This window comes from Bradyrhizobium valentinum (genome assembly GCF_001440405.1).
GTDB lineage: Bacteria > Pseudomonadota > Alphaproteobacteria > Rhizobiales > Xanthobacteraceae > Bradyrhizobium > Bradyrhizobium valentinum.
Map to the genome: position 1 here is coordinate 79185 of NZ_LLXX01000141.1, position 18117 is coordinate 97301.

General features: G+C 60.0%; 21 protein-coding genes and 1 pseudogene. 15 read left to right on the forward strand and 7 right to left on the reverse strand.

Features of this window, described 5'->3' with window-relative positions:
- Positions 1-126: 126 nt before the first annotated feature.
- From cyoA to CP49_RS24420, 6 genes are all read left to right on the forward strand, one after another.
- Complete coding sequence (gene cyoA, locus CP49_RS24395) at positions 127-1002, forward strand: ubiquinol oxidase subunit II (RefSeq protein WP_063791756.1); 876 nt, start codon at positions 127-129, stop codon at positions 1000-1002.
- Positions 999-2984: a cytochrome o ubiquinol oxidase subunit I gene (gene cyoB / locus CP49_RS24400; protein WP_156438617.1), complete on the forward strand. Its 1986-nt coding sequence runs from the start codon at positions 999-1001 to the stop codon at positions 2982-2984. The genes cyoA and cyoB overlap by 4 nt, the downstream gene beginning before the upstream one ends.
- Positions 2981-3613, forward strand: coding sequence for a cytochrome o ubiquinol oxidase subunit III (gene cyoC, locus CP49_RS24405; protein ID WP_057852719.1), 633 nt, complete (start codon positions 2981-2983; stop codon positions 3611-3613). The genes cyoB and cyoC overlap by 4 nt, the downstream gene beginning before the upstream one ends.
- Complete coding sequence (cyoD, locus tag CP49_RS24410; RefSeq protein WP_057852720.1) at positions 3610-4005, forward strand: cytochrome o ubiquinol oxidase subunit IV; 396 nt, start codon at positions 3610-3612, stop codon at positions 4003-4005. Before cyoC ends, cyoD begins: the two co-directional genes overlap by 4 nt.
- A gap of 276 nt (positions 4006-4281) precedes the next feature.
- Complete coding sequence (locus CP49_RS24415) at positions 4282-4776, forward strand: Dps family protein (RefSeq protein WP_057852721.1); 495 nt, start codon at positions 4282-4284, stop codon at positions 4774-4776.
- Between the two features lie 449 nt (positions 4777-5225).
- The gene (locus tag CP49_RS24420; protein WP_057852722.1) at positions 5226-6161 is read left to right on the forward strand and encodes a lactate/malate family dehydrogenase; all 936 of its coding nucleotides are present in this window, start codon (positions 5226-5228) and stop codon (positions 6159-6161) included.
- Between the two features lie 99 nt (positions 6162-6260).
- Here CP49_RS24420 and CP49_RS24425 read toward each other — a convergent pair whose 3' ends face one another.
- On the reverse strand, positions 6261-6830 hold the full coding sequence (locus CP49_RS24425; RefSeq protein ID WP_057852723.1) for an NADPH-dependent FMN reductase: 570 nt from the start codon (positions 6828-6830) through the stop codon (positions 6261-6263).
- Between the two features lie 233 nt (positions 6831-7063).
- On the opposite strand from CP49_RS24425, the pseudogene CP49_RS45055 reads away from it, so the two are divergent.
- Positions 7064-7270, forward strand: a pseudogene (locus CP49_RS45055) (HU family DNA-binding protein); the annotation flags it as partial.
- Between the two features lie 87 nt (positions 7271-7357).
- Positions 7358-8455, forward strand: a complete 1098-nt coding sequence (locus tag CP49_RS24430) for a hypothetical protein (protein ID WP_057852724.1) — start codon at positions 7358-7360, stop codon at positions 8453-8455.
- An 88-nt stretch (positions 8456-8543) separates the two neighbouring features.
- Here CP49_RS24430 and CP49_RS24435 read toward each other — a convergent pair whose 3' ends face one another.
- The 5 genes from CP49_RS24435 to CP49_RS24455 all read right to left on the reverse strand — a co-directional run bounded on the left by CP49_RS24435 (position 8544) and on the right by CP49_RS24455 (position 11869).
- Positions 8544-8828: a hypothetical protein gene (locus CP49_RS24435; protein WP_156438619.1), complete on the reverse strand. Its 285-nt coding sequence runs from the start codon at positions 8826-8828 to the stop codon at positions 8544-8546.
- Positions 8829-8995: 167 nt separating this feature from the next.
- Positions 8996-9559: a c-type cytochrome gene (locus tag CP49_RS24440; RefSeq protein ID WP_057852726.1), complete on the reverse strand. Its 564-nt coding sequence runs from the start codon at positions 9557-9559 to the stop codon at positions 8996-8998.
- On the reverse strand, positions 9546-10832 hold the full coding sequence (gene soxC, locus CP49_RS24445) for a sulfite dehydrogenase (protein WP_057852727.1): 1287 nt from the start codon (positions 10830-10832) through the stop codon (positions 9546-9548). Before soxC ends, CP49_RS24440 begins: the two co-directional genes overlap by 14 nt.
- 283 nt (positions 10833-11115) lie before the next feature.
- Positions 11116-11364, reverse strand: a complete 249-nt coding sequence (locus CP49_RS24450; RefSeq protein ID WP_057852728.1) for a hypothetical protein — start codon at positions 11362-11364, stop codon at positions 11116-11118.
- A 226-nt stretch (positions 11365-11590) separates the two neighbouring features.
- On the reverse strand, positions 11591-11869 hold the full coding sequence (locus tag CP49_RS24455; protein WP_057852729.1) for a hypothetical protein: 279 nt from the start codon (positions 11867-11869) through the stop codon (positions 11591-11593).
- Positions 11870-12032: 163 nt separating this feature from the next.
- Here CP49_RS24455 and CP49_RS24460 point away from each other — a divergent pair, with 163 nt between their 5' ends.
- The 6 genes from CP49_RS24460 to CP49_RS24485 all read left to right on the forward strand — a co-directional run bounded on the left by CP49_RS24460 (position 12033) and on the right by CP49_RS24485 (position 16676).
- The gene (locus CP49_RS24460; RefSeq protein ID WP_057852730.1) at positions 12033-12293 is read left to right on the forward strand and encodes a hypothetical protein; all 261 of its coding nucleotides are present in this window, start codon (positions 12033-12035) and stop codon (positions 12291-12293) included.
- A gap of 361 nt (positions 12294-12654) precedes the next feature.
- Positions 12655-13128 (forward strand): DUF2231 domain-containing protein, encoded by a 474-nt coding sequence (locus CP49_RS24465; protein WP_063791757.1) that lies wholly within the window; start codon positions 12655-12657, stop codon positions 13126-13128.
- A gap of 5 nt (positions 13129-13133) precedes the next feature.
- Complete coding sequence (locus CP49_RS24470; protein WP_057852754.1) at positions 13134-14477, forward strand: PQQ-dependent sugar dehydrogenase; 1344 nt, start codon at positions 13134-13136, stop codon at positions 14475-14477.
- 169 nt (positions 14478-14646) lie between these two features.
- Positions 14647-15678 (forward strand): catalase family peroxidase, encoded by a 1032-nt coding sequence (locus CP49_RS24475; RefSeq protein WP_245310839.1) that lies wholly within the window; start codon positions 14647-14649, stop codon positions 15676-15678.
- Positions 15675-16271 (forward strand): cytochrome b, encoded by a 597-nt coding sequence (locus tag CP49_RS24480; RefSeq protein WP_063791758.1) that lies wholly within the window; start codon positions 15675-15677, stop codon positions 16269-16271. Before CP49_RS24475 ends, CP49_RS24480 begins: the two co-directional genes overlap by 4 nt.
- A 9-nt stretch (positions 16272-16280) precedes the next feature.
- Positions 16281-16676 carry a c-type cytochrome gene (locus CP49_RS24485; RefSeq protein WP_082646205.1) on the forward strand — a complete coding sequence of 132 codons (396 nt, stop codon included), beginning with the start codon at positions 16281-16283 and terminating at the stop codon, positions 16674-16676.
- 495 nt (positions 16677-17171) lie between these two features.
- On the opposite strand, the gene CP49_RS43250 is transcribed toward CP49_RS24485, so the two are convergent.
- On the reverse strand, positions 17172-17861 hold the full coding sequence (locus CP49_RS43250; RefSeq protein WP_082646206.1) for a formate dehydrogenase accessory sulfurtransferase FdhD: 690 nt from the start codon (positions 17859-17861) through the stop codon (positions 17172-17174).
- Between the two features lie 159 nt (positions 17862-18020).
- Here CP49_RS43250 and pqqA point away from each other — a divergent pair, with 159 nt between their 5' ends.
- Complete coding sequence (gene pqqA, locus CP49_RS24490) at positions 18021-18101, forward strand: pyrroloquinoline quinone precursor peptide PqqA (RefSeq protein ID WP_057852732.1); 81 nt, start codon at positions 18021-18023, stop codon at positions 18099-18101.
- The last annotated feature ends 16 nt before the right edge of the window (positions 18102-18117 follow it).

Genomic DNA, 18117 nt, shown 5'->3' on the forward strand with positions numbered 1-18117 from the left:
CGTCGGAGACGGTCTCAGCGCTTGAGGACGCCCGGCGAATCACGCGATCCGCTCCGCTCGCAGCCCAGCAGCTCCCGCTCCGTACCGCAATCGCTTTCACCGTTGCGAAGTCAGACGAGGCCTAAAATGCGCTACAGAATACTCGCTCTCATCTTACTCGGCGTCACGCTTGGCGGATGCTCGGAAGGCGTCCTCGACCCAAAAGGACCCATTGCTGCAGCCGAACGGCTGATCCTGTTCAATTCGCTCGGCATCATGCTGGCGATCGTTATTCCGACGATCCTCGCCACGCTCGCCGTCGCCTTCTGGTTTCGCGCGTCTAATTTGCGCGCTGCATACTTACCGGATTTCGAGTATTCCGGGCGTCTCGAGCTGCTCGTCTGGTCGATCCCCGCCATGACGGTGCTTCTCGTGGGCGGCGTCGCGTGGGTTGGCGCACACGACCTCGACCCGCGTAAGCCGATCAGCTCCAGCGTAACGCCCGTTACGGTCCAGGTCGTCTCGCTCGACTGGAAATGGCTGTTCATCTATCCGGAGCAGGGAATCGCGAGTGTCAACAAGCTGGTCGTGCCGGTCGGCACGCCGGTCAGCTTCGAACTGACCTCATCGAGTGTCATGAACAGCTTCCACGTGCCTCAGCTCGGCAGCCAGATCTACACGATGTCCGGAATGGTGACGCGCCTTCACCTGCAGGCCGACCATCCCGGGACATACCCGGGGCGGTCCACCATGTTCAGCGGTGACGGCTTCTCCGACATGCGCTTCACGGTCGATGCAATGACGGACAGCGGATTTGCGCAATGGGCTCGCCAGGCTCGCCAAACCGGTCCGGCACTCGACACGCAGGCCCTTGCCGATCTGGCAAAGCCGAGCAAGGCGGTCGCGCCGTTCACCTACCGAACCGTCGCCGCCGATCTGTTCAGCGGCATCGTGGACGCCGGCATGGGCACGCAAGAACCGTCTCTACCAATTTGTTCCACGCCGCAGAGGGCCGAACCATGAATCTGCTCGGCAAGCTCGATTGGAGCGCGATTCCCCTTCATCAGCCCATCGTCATGGCCGCAACGGCGTTCATGGCCCTTGTCGTGGTGGCCGTGCTCGGATTCATCACGATGAAGGGCGCCTGGCCGTATCTGTGGCGCGAATGGCTAACCTCGGTCGACCACAAGCGCATCGGCGTCATGTATTGCATACTGGCGCTCGTCATGCTGCTGCGCGGCTTCAGCGACGCGATCATGATGCGCGCGCAGCAGGCGGTCGCAGCCGGCGGCGCACAGGGGTATTTGCCGACCGAGCATTTCGATCAGATCTTCTCGGCGCACGGTACGATCATGATCTTCTTCATGGCCATGCCGTTCGTGGTAGGTCTCATGAATTTCGCGGTGCCGCTGCAGCTCGGCATCCGCGATGTCGCCTTCCCTACGCTCAACTCCGTCAGCTTCTGGCTGACCGCCGCGGGTGCGCTGTTGATCAACGTTTCGCTCGCGGTCGGCGAGTTCTCGAAAGCCGGCTGGTGGGGTTATCCGCCACTCAGCGAATTGCAATATTCGCCCGGCGTCGGCGTCGACTACTATCTTTGGTCGCTGCAAATTTCCGGACTCGGTACCTTGCTGTCCGGAATAAACTTCGTCACGACCATACTGAAGATGCGCGCCCCGGGCATGAGCTACATGCGCATGCCGGTTTTCTGCTGGACTTCGCTCGCCACCAACCTGCTGATTGTGGCGGCCTTTCCGGTGCTGACCGCGGCTCTCGCGATGCTGCTGCTCGATCGTTATCTGGGCTTCCATTTCTTCACGAATGAGGCCGGCGGCAATCAAATGTTGTACGCCAACCTGTTCTGGGTCTGGGGACACCCGGAAGTCTACATCCTGATCCTGCCGGCGTTCGGCGTGTTTTCCGAGGTCATCGCAACCTTCTCTGGCAAGCCGCTGTTCGGATACCGCTCGATGGTGGTAGCGACCATGGCGATTTGCATTCTCTCGTTCTTCGTCTGGCTGCACCACTTTTTCACCATGGGCGCCAGCGCAAACGTCAACGGCTTCTTCGGCGTCATGAGCATGATCATCGCCTTGCCAACCGGCGTGAAAATCTACAACTGGCTGTTCACGATGTACGGCGGCCGCGTCCGGCTCACAGTGCCGGTGCTATGGACGGTCGGCTTCATGGTGACCTTCGTCATCGGTGGCATGACCGGCGTGCTCCACGCCGTGCCGCCGGTCAGCTTCCAGCTTCACAACAGCGTATTCCTCATCGCGCATTTCCACAACGTCATCATTGGCGGCGTACTGTTCGGCGCGATGGCGGGATACACCTATTGGTTCCCCAAGGCTTTCGGCTTCGCGCTCGACGAACGCTGGGGCAAAGCCTCGTTCTGGTGCTGGTTCGTCGGGTTCTATCTCGCATTCATGCCACTCTACCTGTTGGGCCTGATGGGCATGACCCGGCGCATGCAGCATTATGACGATCCGGCGTGGCAGCCGTGGCTGGTGGTCGCGATGATCGGCGCCGTCGTCATCCTGGGCGGGATCATCTGTCAGATCGTGCAGCTCGTCGTGTCGATTCGCGCTCGCGACAAGTTGCGTGTGACCGCCGATCCATGGAATGGCCGTACGCTCGAATGGGCGACAGCGTCGCCGCCGCCAGCCTGGAATTTTTCTTCCGCACCAAACGTTACCGGAAGGGACGCTTTCTGGACCAGCAAGCGAAGGGACCGGGCAAGGCAGGACAGGCCGGGGTCGGCGCATGTGTACGAACCGATAGAAATGCCCAAAAACAGCGCCACCGGTTTTGTCTCGGCCTTCTTCGCCGTCCTCATCGGTTTCTCGATGATCTGGCACATATGGTGGCTCGCCTGCGTCGGCCTGTTCGGAGCATTCGCGACACTGCTTGCCTTTGCATTCCGCAGACACCCTGAATTCGAGGTGCCAGCCAAGCAGATTGCCCAGTTCGAACGGGCTCAATCGGCAGGAGCTGCCGCATGAACATCGCCGCCGCCATCGATAGCGTCCCGCCAGAGGCGCTGCCAAGCGCAAGTGAAACGGGGCCCGCCCCAAAGAGGGTCGTGGTCGCCTATGGCTTCTGGATACTCCTGTTGAGCGACATCGTCATGTTTGCCGCGCTGTTTGCGAGCTATGCGATTCTCGTTCGCGCAACGGCGGGAGGTCCAACCGGCGCCCAGCTCTTCAATCAGACCACGGTGGCGATCGAAACCGCGTGCCTACTGGTCTCCAGCTACACTTGCGGACTGATGTCGCTCGCGGTCAATTCGCGAAATCGTCTCGGGACATATTTGGGTGCCCTGGTCACGTTTGCGCTCGGCGCGACATTTCTCACGCTCGAGCTCCGCGAATTCGCCGACATGATCGCTCACGGCGCGACGCCGCAGCGCAGCGCCTTTCTCTCCGCCTTCTTCACGCTCGTCGGCTGCCACGGGTTGCACGTCGCCCTCGGGCTGATCTGGCTCGTGGTGATGATGGTCCAGGTGGCGGTGATGGGATTCGTCGACAGCGTACAACACCGCTTGCTCTGCTTCTCCCTGTTTTGGCACGCGCTCGACATCGTTTGGGTCGGCGTTTTCACGGTAGTCTATCTGATGGGAATTAGCCTATGACGGACGTTCGATACGATCGTGCCCCCGGAGATATCCCGAACGAGGAAATGCAGGCACGGTCTCCCTCGGAGGCTCTGGTCTACACCATCGGCCTGCTGGTGGCGCTCATTCTCACGGCGACGTCCTTCTGGGTTGCGAACACGTCGCTGCTCTGGCCAGGCGGCATTGGCCTGGGGCTCGCGGTCCTCGCCATTTCCCAGATGGGAATTCACTTGGTGTTTTTCCTGCACCTCACCAGCGGGCCGGACAGCACCAACAACATACTCGCGCTCGCCTTCGGCCTGCTCATCGTATTCGTGGTGGTCGTCGGTACGATGTGGATCGTGACGGATCTGAACGACAACATGCTGATGCCGCCGTCCGATGCGATGAACATTCGGATGCAGCGTTGAGATCATGAGCGATCATTGCAGACATGGAGATAGCGACCATGGCGCATGTCCATCGCGGCAGGCTCGGGCGAGAGTACCGTCATGCTGACGCCCGCTGCTTCGCAACTATTTTGGGCGCATGCCGCTCTCTTGTGACGGTCCTGGAAGGCTAAACAGCTTTTTAATTGAAACATCCGGGAACGAGGACGATCTACGGACTATCCGATCGATACGCCGCAGATCGCCATCTGCTTGCTGCTGAAAATCACCCGACCAACAATCGACGAGGTCACTCACATGTTGCAGAAAACGCCGCTCACGACTCCCACCACTCTTTCGGAAAACGCGGTTCGCGATATTTCCGCCGAATTGACGGTGCTTCTCTCGGACGTGTTTGCGCTGTATCTCAAGACCAAGAATTTCCATTGGCATATGTCTGGTCCGCATTTCCGCGACTATCACCTGATGCTCGATGACCAGGGCGACCAGCTTTTCTCCATGACGGACGACATTGCCGAACGCGTGCGGAAGATCGGCGGGACGACCGTTCGTTCGATCGGCCAGATCTCGCGCCTTCAGCGCGTCGTAGACAACGATGCGGAATACGTTAAGCCGCTCGGCATGATAGCCGAACTCCGCGAAGACAACGCAACACTGACGCGGAACATGCGCGAGGTTCATTCGCTCTGCGACAAGGCAGGGGATGTGGCCACTGCAAGCCTGCTGGAGAACTGGATTGACGAGACTGAGAAGCGAACCTGGTTCCTCTTCGAGTGCGGTCAGCATACCTGAGCCCTGGACGAAAGAAACGATGCGGAAGTTCACCCTCGCGGATTTCTCCCGATTTACCCGTCGATGGATGAACATGTTCGACCAGAGTCCTAACGACGGCCTTTCTGTCCTGACTTGCGCCAGCATCAAAGGAGGCACCAATGAGTGACAGGAGCGGCCGAACAGTTCCCAAACGTCGAGCCAAGGTTCGAAAGAAACCTCGATCAACAAGATCGAGAATGCAGGGTGCGGAGTGGGAACGTGTCAACAGCCAACTCGACGACGCCCTCAGGCAAACCTTCCCTGCCAGTGACGCGCTGTCGATTATTCAAATCGTTCGCTGCCGCTAAAGCTCGAGGCCGGGCCTTTCCCCAGCATAGCTGGCACTTCCGACCAGGAAAATGCCGGTTTGATCATTGAGCATTTCGGTCACCGCCACCGAAAATCCAAGGCACGGATGAGGATATGTCATGAAGATCGGAATTGTCGGAGCAGGAGCCGTCGGGGCCGCATGTGCAATGGCAACCCTCATGCGAGGTTGCGCCAGCGAGCTGGTTCTCGTCAACCGAGCCCGCGATCGCGCGAGAGGCATGGCGACCGACATGGGCTACGGGGCGCCACTGTCATCTACTGCCAGGGTGACAGAAGGAGACTATTCGGATCTGGCAGGCGCCGCACTCATCATGATCACCGCCGGCGTCAACGAGAAATCCGGCGGGGCAACGGATCGCAGCGATCCCCTAGGCCGCTTGCGCCTGCTGGACAGGAATGCCGAGATCTACCGCAAGGTAATTCCGCCGATCACCACGGCCGCGCCGGACGCCGTTCTGCTCGTCGTCACCGACCCTCCTGATCCGCTTGCCTATCTTACCCGCGAACTGGCCGGCCATGAACGCGTTCTCTCTACCGGCACGCTGCTCGACAGCCTGCGCTTTCGCGTGCATCTGGGCCGACGGCTCAGGGTAGCTCCTACAGCCATCGAAGCGCAGGTTCTGGGCGAACACGGAACATCCCAGATTTTTCATTGGTCCGCCGCCCGCGTGGGCGGCGTCCCGCTTCCGGATGCGCTTGAGCAGTTCGGGGTTATGCAAGGCGACGACGTCCGCACGACGATCGAGAATGAAGTGCGCTATGCAAACATCACGATCATTGAAGGTATTGGAGCCAGCCAGTATGGAATTGGAATGGTCTGCGCACGGATCGCCGAAATCGTGCTGCGCGACGAACGCACCGTAGTTCCGATCGGGGCCTATAATTCAAAACTTGGAGTGACACTCTCGCTACCCGGCCTCGTCGGCCGCGACGGTTGCCTCCAGGCCCTCGAGCCTCCTCTGTCGAATGACGAACATGCCGGTCTCAAGAAATGCATAGAAACATTGCGTAAGGTCCAAGAGCGAATTCGCTGACTAATGTCGACGGAAATAATTTCGGGTGGCTTTGGCTTTTCCCGGGCGCCGAACATGAAGGCCTTGATGTCCAGCGCGCCTATGCGGCAGTCGTGACGTTTATGCCGCCGCTCGAACAAAGCGCGCTGCCCTGATCTCCTCGAGGAGATCATCGACACCCGCAAGTGCGAAGCTGAGCGCAGCTTCGTCGATGAGGCGCCCGTCGCGCACCTTCTCGTGCACGCCGCCGATCACGATCTGCGGCCGAAAAACAGGACGTGCCGGTATCGATGCGAGTGTCTCGTACATCTGCTGCTGCGCGCGCACACCACCGGTGAAGGCGGGCGAGGCCGTCATCGTCAGCACCGGCTTGCCTTTCAGCGCCGACAGACCGTAGGGCCGAGAGGCCCAGTCGAGCGCATTCTTCAGGACGCCGGACATGCCATGATTGTATTCGGGTGAGATCATGATCACGCCATAGCTCGCCTCAATCGCCGAACGCAGGGCACGCACCGATTCAGGTGCGTGCTCGGCGTCATCATCCTCGTTGTAGAGCGGAATCGCATGCAGCGGGAAAATGTCGAGCGCAGCCCGGGACCCGAGCGCGTTCTGCAGGCCGCGAAGCACCGCGGTGCTGTTGGAGGCGCGGCGCAGGCTGCCGGAGAGGCCGAGAAGCGAGAGTTGTGTCATCGGGGGACGAGGCTCCAAAAAACTGGCATTTCCAAATTGGCGATCAGAGAAACATCGCCGTCGGTCAAGCTCAAGTAAATTCGATTTTAGATTCCACGCCCTGTGACTGTTCGCGAATGTCGACGTTTCAGTAAACGGATGCGTGATCAGGCTCGTATTCCTGTGTCGCGGTGCGCATTATCCTGTTGGGGATACTGAGATCGCAAGGAAGCAGAGCTGTGACAAAAGACCTTAAGAAAGCCACGCGCATCGGCCGCAAGCCGAGAAGCGTCACCGAGGTGCGGATTGCTCCGTCTCGTATCATCGTGTTCAAGCCGTCGGCCGTTCTGAAGAAACGAATCAATCGCCCCAACCAGACGAGGTCGCGTGAGCAGCCGGGATATTCTGGCTCTATTGGGACACGTTCTGCGCGACGTTACTTAGCGCCGTCTGGTTCATGACCATCAGTTCGCATCCGGACACTGAGATCACCGACAGGTAGCGCCACGCCATCGGTTCTGAAATTCCATCGCCGCAAGAGAATAACCATGCATCGTAACAACAGCCATATCCGACTGGCGGATCGCGCCTCCGATTACAAACGACTTGGGATCAAGCCGGTTGAAATAGCGGAGTTTGAGGACGGCCAACGTATCGGCACGGAAAGTGGCCGCTATGAATGGTGGTACTTCGATGCCCATCTCGACAATGGGGCCACCGTCGTCGTGGTTTTCTACACCAAACCGAATGTCAGCCCGAACGGTCCCCTTGCGCCGAGGATCACCATCAACCTCACCTTGCCAGACGGCCGCAGCTTCGCGAAGCTTCTCGACACCAGGCCGGAGCTCTTCAAGGCATCGAAATCCGGTTGCGATGTCAGCATCGGTCCCAACCGTTTCGTTGGCGATCTCAAGCGCTATCACATCACCGCAATCATCGAGGAGATATCGGTCGATATCGAATTGACGGCCGACGTCCCCGCCTGGCGCCCCAAATCCGGCCATCTCTATTTTGGTGCCGAAGAGCGAGAAAAGCTCTTTGGCTGGCTCCCCGCGGTGCCCCAGGGGCGGGCAAACGTCTGCTACACAATCGGCTCTGAGGAACACCGCGCCTCCGGCAGCGGATATCACGATCACAATTGGGGCGACGTCCCCATGCAGACGCTGATGCACAACTGGTACTGGGCCCGCGCCAGCGTCGGTCCCCACACCGTCATCGCGTCCTACATCACCGCCACCGCCTCTTACGGCCATGAAACGCAAACCATATTCATGCTAGCCAAGAGCGGCAGAATCATTGCTGACAACGATGCGAAGGTATCCTTCGAGACGGATCGGATCGCGATCGACGGCAAGACCGGCAAGCCGGTGGCCGATGTCACCCGCTACACTTATCACGATGCCGATACGCGCTATGTCGTGTCATTCGAGCGCGAGAAGACCATTTTGCAAGCCATCCTCACCGACCGCGCGCCGCTGCTCAAGCGGATCATCGCCCGCCTGATCGGATTCGACGGCGCCTATCACCGCTTCACCGGCAAGGTAACGATGGAGAGGTTCGAGAGGGGCGTGCGTGTGGATCATTTCGAAGACCGTGCCATCTGGGAACTGATGTATTTCGGCAAGGCGCGCGATCTCAAGGCCTAAAGTTTCAGGACCTTCTTGCCATTCTGGGTCAGCGATCAGCGACTACTTCTCAGCATGGCACTTTGACGCGGCCATGCGGCTCTCAATTTCAAAGCGCGGGAATCATGGGTCCATAGTAGGTGCCCCAGTGGCCCAACACATCGCGGCTCTCGTGGTCGCGGAATCCGTTGCGCAAACCACCGGTGCGGCTACCGTAACCGCCAAAGCCGCCACCGGAAATGCCACCGAACGCGCCGCGAAAATGATTGCCGCGAAAGCTGTCACCTGTGCCACCGCCACCATGGCCGCCGCTTCGGGCAAATGCGCTGGTGGAAAGGCCGTGACTTCCGAAAACAAGGACAATTGCAAGAACGACTGTGGCTTTGCGCAACATTGGCGACCTCATGAGATGCTTGCACATTCGACGACGATGTCGATCATTTGCCCGCACGGAGCTTGCAGTGGATTTCTAAAATATGCGAACGTACACTTGTACTCGCTTGTCCCATATTGCTGCTGTTGACGCGTCATCGCAGCATTTCGGCAGAACAACGTGCGACGTCAGCAGTTCGACATGCATTCCGGGTTTTTGACGTCGGGCCTGGGATCGCCAACGAACATGTTGCGATTTGGCATCTTGATTGCGGCAAGCGACTTGGCATCAAGCGTCGCATTCGCCGGCAGCAGGCCGTTGAGGCTAAGGATATAGGCGGACAACGCGTAGACGTCGTCGTTGCTTAGCGATTGCGGCGCGTTCTGTGGCATGGCGCGGCGTATGTAATCGAACAACGTCGGCGCGTATGGCCAGTAGCTGCCGACCGTACGCACCGGATTTGGCGTTCCGAGCGTGCCCTGCCCGCCGACGAGCCGGTCGCCGATGCCGCCCTCGCCCTTTGCGCCGTGACAGGCCGCGCATTGCTGATCGAATACTTCACTTCCACGGCTGACGGTGCCGCTTCCCGGCGGCAGGTTGCTGCCGTCGCCGCCGACATCGATGTTCCAACCCGCGATCTCCGCGGGCGTCGCCGCGCGGCCGATGCCATACAGGCTTTGCGCCTCCGCGCGGGTCGCGCACAGCAGTGTGGCAACAGCCAATGCTGAAAATACAAGCCTACGCGTTGGCATTTGTTATCTCGCCGTCTTCAGCGATACGCCATGGCCAGATCGCGTTGTTATGGTAGACGTAGTTGTCGCCGCGTACCGCGAGCAATTCAGCCAAGGTCGGCTGTACGTACCCGGTTTCGTCGATGGCACGGCTCTGGATCACCGCAGGCTTGCCATCCCAATGCCACGGCAGGCGGAAGCGGGTCAGCGCCCGGGTCAGCACCGGCTCCTGCAGTTGGGCCTGCTGCCAGCTCTTGCCGTCATCGACGGATACATCGACACGACTAACCTTGCCGCGTCCGGTCCAGGCGATGCCGCTGATTTCGCGGAAACCCGGCGCCGTCAGCCGCTGGCCGCCTGACGGCCGGGTGATGATGGATTTGGCTTCCATGTAGAAAGTGAATTCGCGCGCCGTACCGTTGGGCATTGGGTCGGTGTATTTGGACGTCTCTTCACGCGAGTAAGCTGGCTCCGCGGTGACATGCAGGCGGCGCAGCCACTTCACATTCATATTGCCCTCGAAGCCCGGCACCAGCAGGCGAAGCGGATAGCCTTGCTGCGGGCGCAACCGCTCGCCGTTCTGGCTATACGCCAGCATCGCGTCATCAAGGCATTTCTCGATCGGAATACTCCGGGTCATTGCCGCGGAATCGGCGCCTTCGGCGACAACCCATTTTGCGCCCGGCTGCAGGCCCGCTTCCTGCAACACCAGCTTCAGGCTGACCCCAGTCCATTCGGCGCAGCTCAGCAGGCCGACAAGATCGGAAGCGGTCTTGCCATAGGGCTTTTTGTATTCCGGGTTGCCCGAGCATTCGAGGAAATAGATGTGAGACTCCGAGGGAAAGCGCCGGATGTCGTCCATCGTGAAGATCAGGGGCCTGTCGACGAGGCCATTGAGCATCAGCCGGTGCTGCGCCGGATCAATGGTGGGAACGCCGCCATGATGGCGCTCGTAGAACAGACCGTTCGGCGTGATGATGCCGTCGAGGTCCTGCAACGGCGTGCGTCCAGATGCCGACAAATATTGCGGCAGCGTCTTCGAGACGTTTTTGATGACATCTTTTTCGAACGGGGACGGCGCGCCGTAGGGCTGGGTTCCCATGGGATCGCCGGGCGTCTTCATCCATTCCGGCACGTTGGGAGGGAGGTTGCCCGTATTTTCGGCCGCGCGCGCTTCACTTCCGGCGAGGCCACCAGCAATGACAGCCCCGCCCAATAAGGCGCTACCTTCCCTCAGAAATCGCCGCCGGGACGCGGAGCCAACATTCCTGTCGATGTCGGGCGGCTTGGTCATCCTTGTCCTCCGCGCAAAATCGGTGTGCCTGGAATAACCTCGGCGAAGCTCGGCCCGGTCCCGGAGGAAGGCATCTTGATGATAATCACAAACCGCGGCGATGCTTGCCGTGGATTGCTGCGCCTTATCCGCTCTTGCCGGTCCCACAGGGTCGATTTGGAATTCCTTAGGTTTGCCCTTCCCCCTTCCCGCTCAGACATGGAAAGGGCCGCGTCGTTCCGACGCGGCCTTTTCTGGATTTGCCGCGCCCGATTTCGAGCCGGCATAGATGCTTCGCGTCAGCTTACTTCCAGGCGTGCCGGCGAACGTGCATCCGCGGACTCGGGATGACCGGGCCGCCGCTGCCGAACAGCTGCGGTGTCGTGGCGTGCGGGCCCGCCGCCGGCGTGGGCCGGCCGCCATTCAGGACGTCGTTATTGGGATAGTAGAATGCGAACGCGCCCGGCTCCTGGATAGCTGCCTGCGCGAAAACCGGCGTTGCGAACATCAGCGACAGAATCGCTGCCGCACCGAAGATCTTGGCTCGGTTCATCGTCTTTCTCCGTGTGTCGATTGGTAATCTCGGCCCTGAATCTCAGGACGTCACAACGGAGGTAAGCCGAAACGCTGCCTCTCCCATTAAATTAGGCTTCAGGAAGCTAAATTGAATTTTACATCGATCGCTTGAATTGCGCTCTGCCTTCCATGGGAACGAAAGCACATTGAGGCCGCCATGACGCATGCCAGGCCGCCTCGAGATATTTTCATTTTCAGTTTGATCAACGCGTCACGTTCGGGGGCTGAAAGCAGCCACCTTGGCGGCGGTGCGTCTGATGGTGACGTTGCCGATGGTGATCGATTGACGCGTTGCCGTTGTGCCAGTTGTTTCGATAGTAGCCGCCCTCGGTGTACGGATTGCCAGGTCCCAGGTTTTGGCAATTTGCGTTCGGGTAGAACTGCGCGCAATAGCCAGGATCTTCGATAACGCCTTGCGCCAGTGCGGGAGTTACGGAAGCCGCCGTGACAAGAGCGGCGGCGCCAATCAATGCGAATTTCATCTCGGGTCTCCTGGTTGGTTCTCCTTGATGGGATGAAGAGAAAATGGGAACGCAGCCCCCATCCTGCCAATACTCTAAAATTCAATTTAATGGTGCGTCGGCTGGACAGACCTAGATCAGCTGCAGCTACGAAGACGCTCTCATCAAACAATGGAGATTCGTCATGTCCAATACCGCGCCAAAAATCGCTTTCGTATTGTTACTGTCCCTGGCCACCCCCGCCACTTCCTTTGCGCAGGTCGCGCGGACCGCAGGCGCCGCCGGGTCCGGCAATGTACCGATCAGTGGTATTCCGCCGGGCCCGGCAAATGTCGGTGGTCTGAATAATGTGATGGTCGATCCCAGCGGGATCGGCAACGCATCCAAGATAGCTCCGCTGCCGCCACCGCATATCACCATCCCGGTGGTTCCGCGATTCGAGTAAGGCGAAGAGACCGCGCGACTTCGTACGGGTTGTGCCAGCGGTCTGCCTCAATGAGATCCGCGTGATTACGGCAACGGATTGTCAGCGGTCCCATTTTCTGGTTCGGCGATGAATATCCTCATGGCGAACCTCAACCGCAACATGACGCCGATAGATCACCTCATGCAGATGTAGCGGCAGAACTCCCGAGCGCGCACGTTCGAACCCATCTCGAAAACTAAAACCGAATTTAGAGGACCCGCGCGCGAACGATGTCAATATTGGATTGTCGGACCAAATCTTCACGCCGGCGATCAGGACACAGGGATCAAGCGGCCTGGAAGCAGAGATGCGCGCAACCTCAGTCGGGAGAATTTGAAACATGGAGCAGCACGCTACGATCGCGGAAGCGAGTTTCATAGAGGATGCCAATTTGAAGTCGGCCAGCAGGCCGCGCGGACGACCGATCCATCGGATGTTGGTGTCGTTCTCCTTCGCTTATTTCGCCGCCGCTCTGGCCACCGATCTTGCTTACTGGCAGATGCCTGATGTGATGTGGGAGAGATTCTCCATCTGGCTCATTGCGGCCGGTCTGATCATGGCGGGCCTGGCCACTATTGCGTACGTGATCGACCTTGTAGGCGGCAGACGAATCGACAGGCCGGCTTGGCCCCGCGCGATTGGCTACGCGATCGCGGTCTTGCTCGCACTGACAAACGCTTTCGTTCACAGCCGCGACGGTTATACCGCGGTGGTACCGACCGGTCTGATGCTTTCCGCGCTTGTCGTCGTCGTTCTCGTGTTGACGGCACTTATTGCCAGGGCCCTGAAAAGTCGCCATCGGTTTGGAGTATAATCATGATGCACACCCTCAAGAATGTAGGTTCGACGAGGCTGCCGCGTCTCGCCGCTCTCCTTGTCGCCGGCCTCGGACTCGCCGGCTGTGACGATCATGCCGGCGATCCGAAAATGCAGATCGGCGCCAATCCCGTGCTGCCCGAGTTGCAGCAGTACTTGATGCCGCCGATGCGCGTCGCAAAGGTCGTAGGATGGGGCAAGGAAACTCCCACCGTGCCGGAGGGGCTGCAGGTTCATGCACTGGCGACCGGCTTCCAGCACCCGCGCTCCCTCTATGTCCTGCCCAATGGAGACGTGCTGGTGGTCGAGAGCAATGGCCCGGAAGCTCCGATTTACAGGCCCAAGGACATCATTACCGGCTGGGTGCAGTCATTTGCCGGCGCCAAGGCAAAGGACGCAAACCGCATCACGCTGCTGCGCGACACCAATGGTGACGGCATTCCCGAAGTGCGAACCGTATTTCTGGATCATCTCAACTCGCCATTCGGCGTCGCCCTGGTTGGTCACGATCTCTATATTGCGAACACCGATGCCATCGTCCGCTATCCATATCAGGATGGGCAGACCAGCATCACCGCGGCAGGCACCAAGCTCACGGATCTTCCCGGCGGACCAATCGATCACCACTGGACCAAGTCGCTGTTGGCCAGTCCGGATGGCTCCAAGCTCTATGTCGGGGTCGGATCCAACAGCAACGTTGGTGAAAACGGAATCGGCGCCGAATATGAGCGGGCCGCGATCTGGGAGGTCGACGTTGCGTCGGGCGCGCATCGCATCTTCGCCAGCGGCGTACGCAATCCTACCGGCCTGCAATGGGAGCCTGAGACCGGCAAGCTCTGGGCCATCGCCAACGAACGCGATGAGATCGGCCCCGACCTGGTTCCAGATTATCTGACCTCGGTAAAGGACGGCGGCTTTTATGGCTGGCCCTACAGCTATTACGGCCAACATCTGGACCCGCGCATCATGCCGCAGCGGCCCGATCTGGTCGCGACAGCAATTGCGCCGGACTATTCGTTGAGCTCTCACGTCGCGCCGCTGGGATTGGCGATGTACACAGGCACCGGGCTTCCCGCAAACTATCGCGGCGGTGCGTTCGTCGGCGAGCACGGAAGCTGGAATCGAACGCCGCTTAACGGTTACAAAGTGGTTTTTGTGCCGTTCAGTGGCGGAAAGCCAAGTGGCCCGGCGCAGGATGTCGTCACAGGCTTCCTCGATGCGAACAATCACGCGCGGGGACGTCCGGTTGGCTTGGCAGTCGACAAGAATGGCGCATTGTTGATTGCTGACGACGTCGGAAACACGGTTTGGCGGGTATCAGGCTCCACGCCGAAGCCTCCCAGGTAGTGGTCCCCAGCCAGTGATCGAGTAAACGACCCGCATAACGCAGAAAAAGCGCCATGCGGGCGACGCTCGCCGAACGTCGGATACACACGATATGAAACCACTCTGGTTCAAAGCGGCTACAGCGACCAATCCCGGACTGCTGGTCCGATTGGGCGCGATTGGCGCGGTAATGCTGAGCGTGACCGGGGCATTCGCTTACACCGGTGGCTGGCTCTCGCCAGAGCGGCTGACGCAAGACCGGATGATGGCAGCCTTCCGCGATGCCAACGGCACCCACGTCGGCTTCCGCCGCAACCACGCCAAGGGAGTTTGCGTCACCGGCTGGTTCGAAAGCAGCGGGCAGGCAGCAGCAATATCGAAAGCCGCTGTCTTCAAGACCGGCCACGTCCCGGTGGTTGGCCGCTTCGCGCTCGCCGGGGGCACGCCCTTTCAGCCGGATGCGCCCAACACGGTGCGCAGCATCGCACTGCGCTTCCTGCCGCCTGGCGGCGAGGAATGGCGCACGGGCATGAACAACATTCCGGTTTTTCCGGTGAACTCGGCGCGCGGCTTTTACGAGCAGTTGCTCGCCTTCAGCCCCGATCCGGCGACCGGAAAGCCTGATCCAGCTAAAATAAAAGCGTTCCTGGCTGCTCATCCGGAAACCGCGCGGGCACTCGCCCTGATCAAGAAACGCCAGATCACTTCCGGTTTCGCAGACTCCAGCTTCAACGGCCTCAACGCCTTTCGCTTCGTCGACGCAGCCGGTGCCTCTCTGCCGGTTCGTTGGTCCGTAGTGCCGGTGCAACCAGTCGCGGCCGACGCGGCGGAGCAACCGGAGGCAGGAGACGAGAACTATCTCTTTGATGACCTGATCGCCCAAATCGCGCAGCATCCACGGCAGTGGCGGCTGATCGTGACAATCGGACAAGCTGGCGACTCGACCGACGATGCGACGCAGCCCTGGCCAGAGGGCCGCCAGCAGATCGGCGCCGGCACGGTGACCATCGATCAAGCCTCGAGCGAAGACAGCGGGCGCTGCACCGCCATCAACTACGATCCTTTGGTCTTGCCAGCCGGCATCGAGCCGTCCGACGACCCGTTGCTAAGCGCCCGCTCGGCGGCCTATGCGCGCTCGTTCACGCTGCGGGCCGAAGAGAAGCATGAAAAGCCACCCAGCGCAGTCACGCCGGAGCAAGTGCAAGTTGGAGGCAAGTCATGACCGCCCAGCCACGCTTCCCGGCCGCGTCCCGGCTTCTGCATTGGCTGATGGCGCCCATGATCATCGCGATGCTGTTCATCGGCGTCGGCATGGCCGCTTCAGTCTCCCGACATTACGACCTTCTGGTCTCGATCCACCGGCCGCTCGGAATTGCGATCCTGGGCTTGTGCGTCGCGCGGATCGTCAACCGCTTCATCAATCCGCCGCCAGATTTGCCCGACACGGTTCCATCCCTGCAGCGTTTCGCCGCCAAGGCATCGCATATCGCGCTCTACGCACTCATACTCGTCATGCCGTTGGTCGGCTGGGGCATGCTGTCGGCAGCGCGCTATCCGATCGTGCTCTACGGCCCAGTGCAGCTACCGCCGATTTTGCCGCATGATTTGACCCTCTATGCCTGGCTCCGCGACCTCCATTCCGTCCTCGCCTACCTGTTGTTCGCGACATTCCTCGCGCATTTCGGGGCCGCGCTTTACCACGGCCTCATCCGGCGCGACGGCGTGTTCGGGAGCATGGCATCCTGGAAATCAATGCAATTTGCGAGGACTAACCGCGCGTTGATACAGAACTCAACGCAAACGCCTGAACCCTAGGGGTAGCAGATGCGCATCGTCACTAGGATCTGCGTTGCTATCTGCTCGATGATGCTGGCGTGCAATGGGACGCTTTCGGGCCCGCTTGCCGCGCACGCGGAGGGCGTTACCGCGGCCGGCGAAAAGATCTTCGCCCATTGCGCCCCCTGCCATTCGACCAAGCCGGGTGAAAACAAGGTCGGACCGTCGTTGGGCGGTGTCTTCGGCCGCAAGAGCGGAACAGAACCTAGCTATAGCTATTCCTCGGCAGTCAAAGGACTTAACGTCACCTGGGATGAAACAACTCTTGACGAATGGCTGCGGGGCCCCAGCAAGTTCGCCAAGGGCACGAAGATGATTTACTCAGTCCCGGACGAGAAAGATCGGCGGGACGTGATCGCCTATCTGAAGACGCTGCCGAAATGACGGATTGCGGCGTCGGAGTCGCCCTTTTGCGGTGGGCCAGGCGTGCACTCAACAGCCCCGGCAGATGTTTCCAATCGCTCGATCGACGGCGGCCTCTTCAGGGGTCGGCTTGAGCATGGCGTCCGGGAGCGAGGGAACGTCAGCCGACGTTGGCTGATGATGCGGCGGTAGCGGTGCGGTCCCGGTGATGCGGGAATCCGGCGTCAGTGAGGGCGGGACCGCTGGATTCGCGGGAGCCGTCAGGCCCTGCATCTCTCCTCCAGGCATACCTTTCCCGTGCATCCCTCCCCCGTGCATGCCGCCGCGGCCATAACTGGCGGAGAGCCCGGCACGAGGGTAGCTATGATGAGTTTTCGCATATTGCGCTCCTTGCACGGTTGGCATTGAAAGGCTTCGAACCACCCGTCGATGCGGCCGGCGGTCAATGAGTGAGAGCTGAGATGCATGGCCCCTTTCCCGCATTGGACCGGCTCTACTCGTCAACGGATCGTCTTGTCACTGGATGAGATAGTGTTGCAGCAATGCCATGCTGATAACAATCGCGTCACTACCGCAATGGCTCCTATGCGATTCTACACGGATGAGTGAACACTTCGAATCCGTCCGCGCGCGCGATGGCGGCAAGTGTGATACCCGCTGCATCCGCCATCCGAGCACGGTCGGAGCCGAAATCGACACCATCGCGGGCGCCGGCGCCCCAATCGAGGCGGCTTTCGGCACATCTCCACCGATACCCTGCTGGTGAGAAGTACGATACCCTCGCTCGCCACAATGGAGGCACGGGCTAGCTAGAGCCCCTGAAGGCTTGTCGAGCGCATTGTGGCAGCCAACGTCCTCCCAACGCAACGATACCGCTCGTGACAGTCCAGAAGGCCGCCGCGTGAACGGCGCGCGTCTCGATATTAAGTACTTGGCGCGCTGGCAGGCCTTCCATGGCAGCCATGATCTGTCCCGGCGAGAATTGCCCCCATGACCGATAGTGGCGGTCGGACGCACCGCTTCCGCAATTGATTCGATGCCGCACAATCCGCACTCCGTCGGTCCCGCCATGCGCCGCCACCGTTCCTTCAGGCGATCGGCTCTCGGCCGACTGAGCCACATCCGCAATTCAACCCCGTCATCGAGGTGCACCATGTCTAACGAGACGATATCAGCACCAGAGCCGATGAAAAATCCGGCATGCATGACGCGCTGTTGAGGAAGCGGCTCAAGGTTAGCGAGGTGCCTCGTTCATCTCCGCCTCACAACACTAAACGCCAATTTAGTTGGGGGCCCGCAGCACGTCGCTACATAGAGGAGGTGATGACGGCGGCAATCGCGCCGCGGATTTAAGGAGTTCTAAAAATGGCCTGGAAAACACCGAAGATCGTCGAAGTGCCGGTTGGCATGGAAATCAACATGTACGCCTGCGCGGCGCATAAGTAGCTTCGATAACACCCGT

Excerpts from the sequence above, each read along its gene's own strand:
- cyoA (WP_063791756.1), top strand. The coding sequence starts at position 127 with ATGCGCTACAGAATACTCGCTCTCATCTTACTCGGCGTCACGCTTGGC.
- cyoB (WP_156438617.1), top strand. The coding sequence starts at position 999 with ATGAATCTGCTCGGCAAGCTCGATTGGAGCGCGATTCCCCTTCATCAG.
- cyoC (WP_057852719.1), top strand. The coding sequence starts at position 2,981 with ATGAACATCGCCGCCGCCATCGATAGCGTCCCGCCAGAGGCGCTGCCA.
- cyoD (WP_057852720.1), top strand. The coding sequence starts at position 3,610 with ATGACGGACGTTCGATACGATCGTGCCCCCGGAGATATCCCGAACGAG.
- CP49_RS24415 (WP_057852721.1), top strand. The coding sequence starts at position 4,282 with ATGTTGCAGAAAACGCCGCTCACGACTCCCACCACTCTTTCGGAAAAC.
- CP49_RS24420 (WP_057852722.1), top strand. The coding sequence starts at position 5,226 with ATGAAGATCGGAATTGTCGGAGCAGGAGCCGTCGGGGCCGCATGTGCA.
- CP49_RS24425 (WP_057852723.1), bottom strand. The coding sequence starts at position 6,830 with ATGACACAACTCTCGCTTCTCGGCCTCTCCGGCAGCCTGCGCCGCGCC.
- CP49_RS24430 (WP_057852724.1), top strand. The coding sequence starts at position 7,358 with ATGCATCGTAACAACAGCCATATCCGACTGGCGGATCGCGCCTCCGAT.
- CP49_RS24435 (WP_156438619.1), bottom strand. The coding sequence starts at position 8,828 with ATGTTGCGCAAAGCCACAGTCGTTCTTGCAATTGTCCTTGTTTTCGGA.
- CP49_RS24440 (WP_057852726.1), bottom strand. The coding sequence starts at position 9,559 with ATGCCAACGCGTAGGCTTGTATTTTCAGCATTGGCTGTTGCCACACTG.
- soxC (WP_057852727.1), bottom strand. The coding sequence starts at position 10,832 with ATGACCAAGCCGCCCGACATCGACAGGAATGTTGGCTCCGCGTCCCGG.
- CP49_RS24450 (WP_057852728.1), bottom strand. The coding sequence starts at position 11,364 with ATGAACCGAGCCAAGATCTTCGGTGCGGCAGCGATTCTGTCGCTGATG.
- CP49_RS24455 (WP_057852729.1), bottom strand. The coding sequence starts at position 11,869 with ATGAAATTCGCATTGATTGGCGCCGCCGCTCTTGTCACGGCGGCTTCC.
- CP49_RS24460 (WP_057852730.1), top strand. The coding sequence starts at position 12,033 with ATGTCCAATACCGCGCCAAAAATCGCTTTCGTATTGTTACTGTCCCTG.
- CP49_RS24465 (WP_063791757.1), top strand. The coding sequence starts at position 12,655 with ATGGAGCAGCACGCTACGATCGCGGAAGCGAGTTTCATAGAGGATGCC.
- CP49_RS24470 (WP_057852754.1), top strand. The coding sequence starts at position 13,134 with ATGCACACCCTCAAGAATGTAGGTTCGACGAGGCTGCCGCGTCTCGCC.
- CP49_RS24475 (WP_245310839.1), top strand. The coding sequence starts at position 14,647 with ATGCTGAGCGTGACCGGGGCATTCGCTTACACCGGTGGCTGGCTCTCG.
- CP49_RS24480 (WP_063791758.1), top strand. The coding sequence starts at position 15,675 with ATGACCGCCCAGCCACGCTTCCCGGCCGCGTCCCGGCTTCTGCATTGG.
- CP49_RS24485 (WP_082646205.1), top strand. The coding sequence starts at position 16,281 with ATGCGCATCGTCACTAGGATCTGCGTTGCTATCTGCTCGATGATGCTG.
- CP49_RS43250 (WP_082646206.1), bottom strand. The coding sequence starts at position 17,861 with ATGCATGCCGGATTTTTCATCGGCTCTGGTGCTGATATCGTCTCGTTA.
- pqqA (WP_057852732.1), top strand. The coding sequence starts at position 18,021 with ATGGCCTGGAAAACACCGAAGATCGTCGAAGTGCCGGTTGGCATGGAA.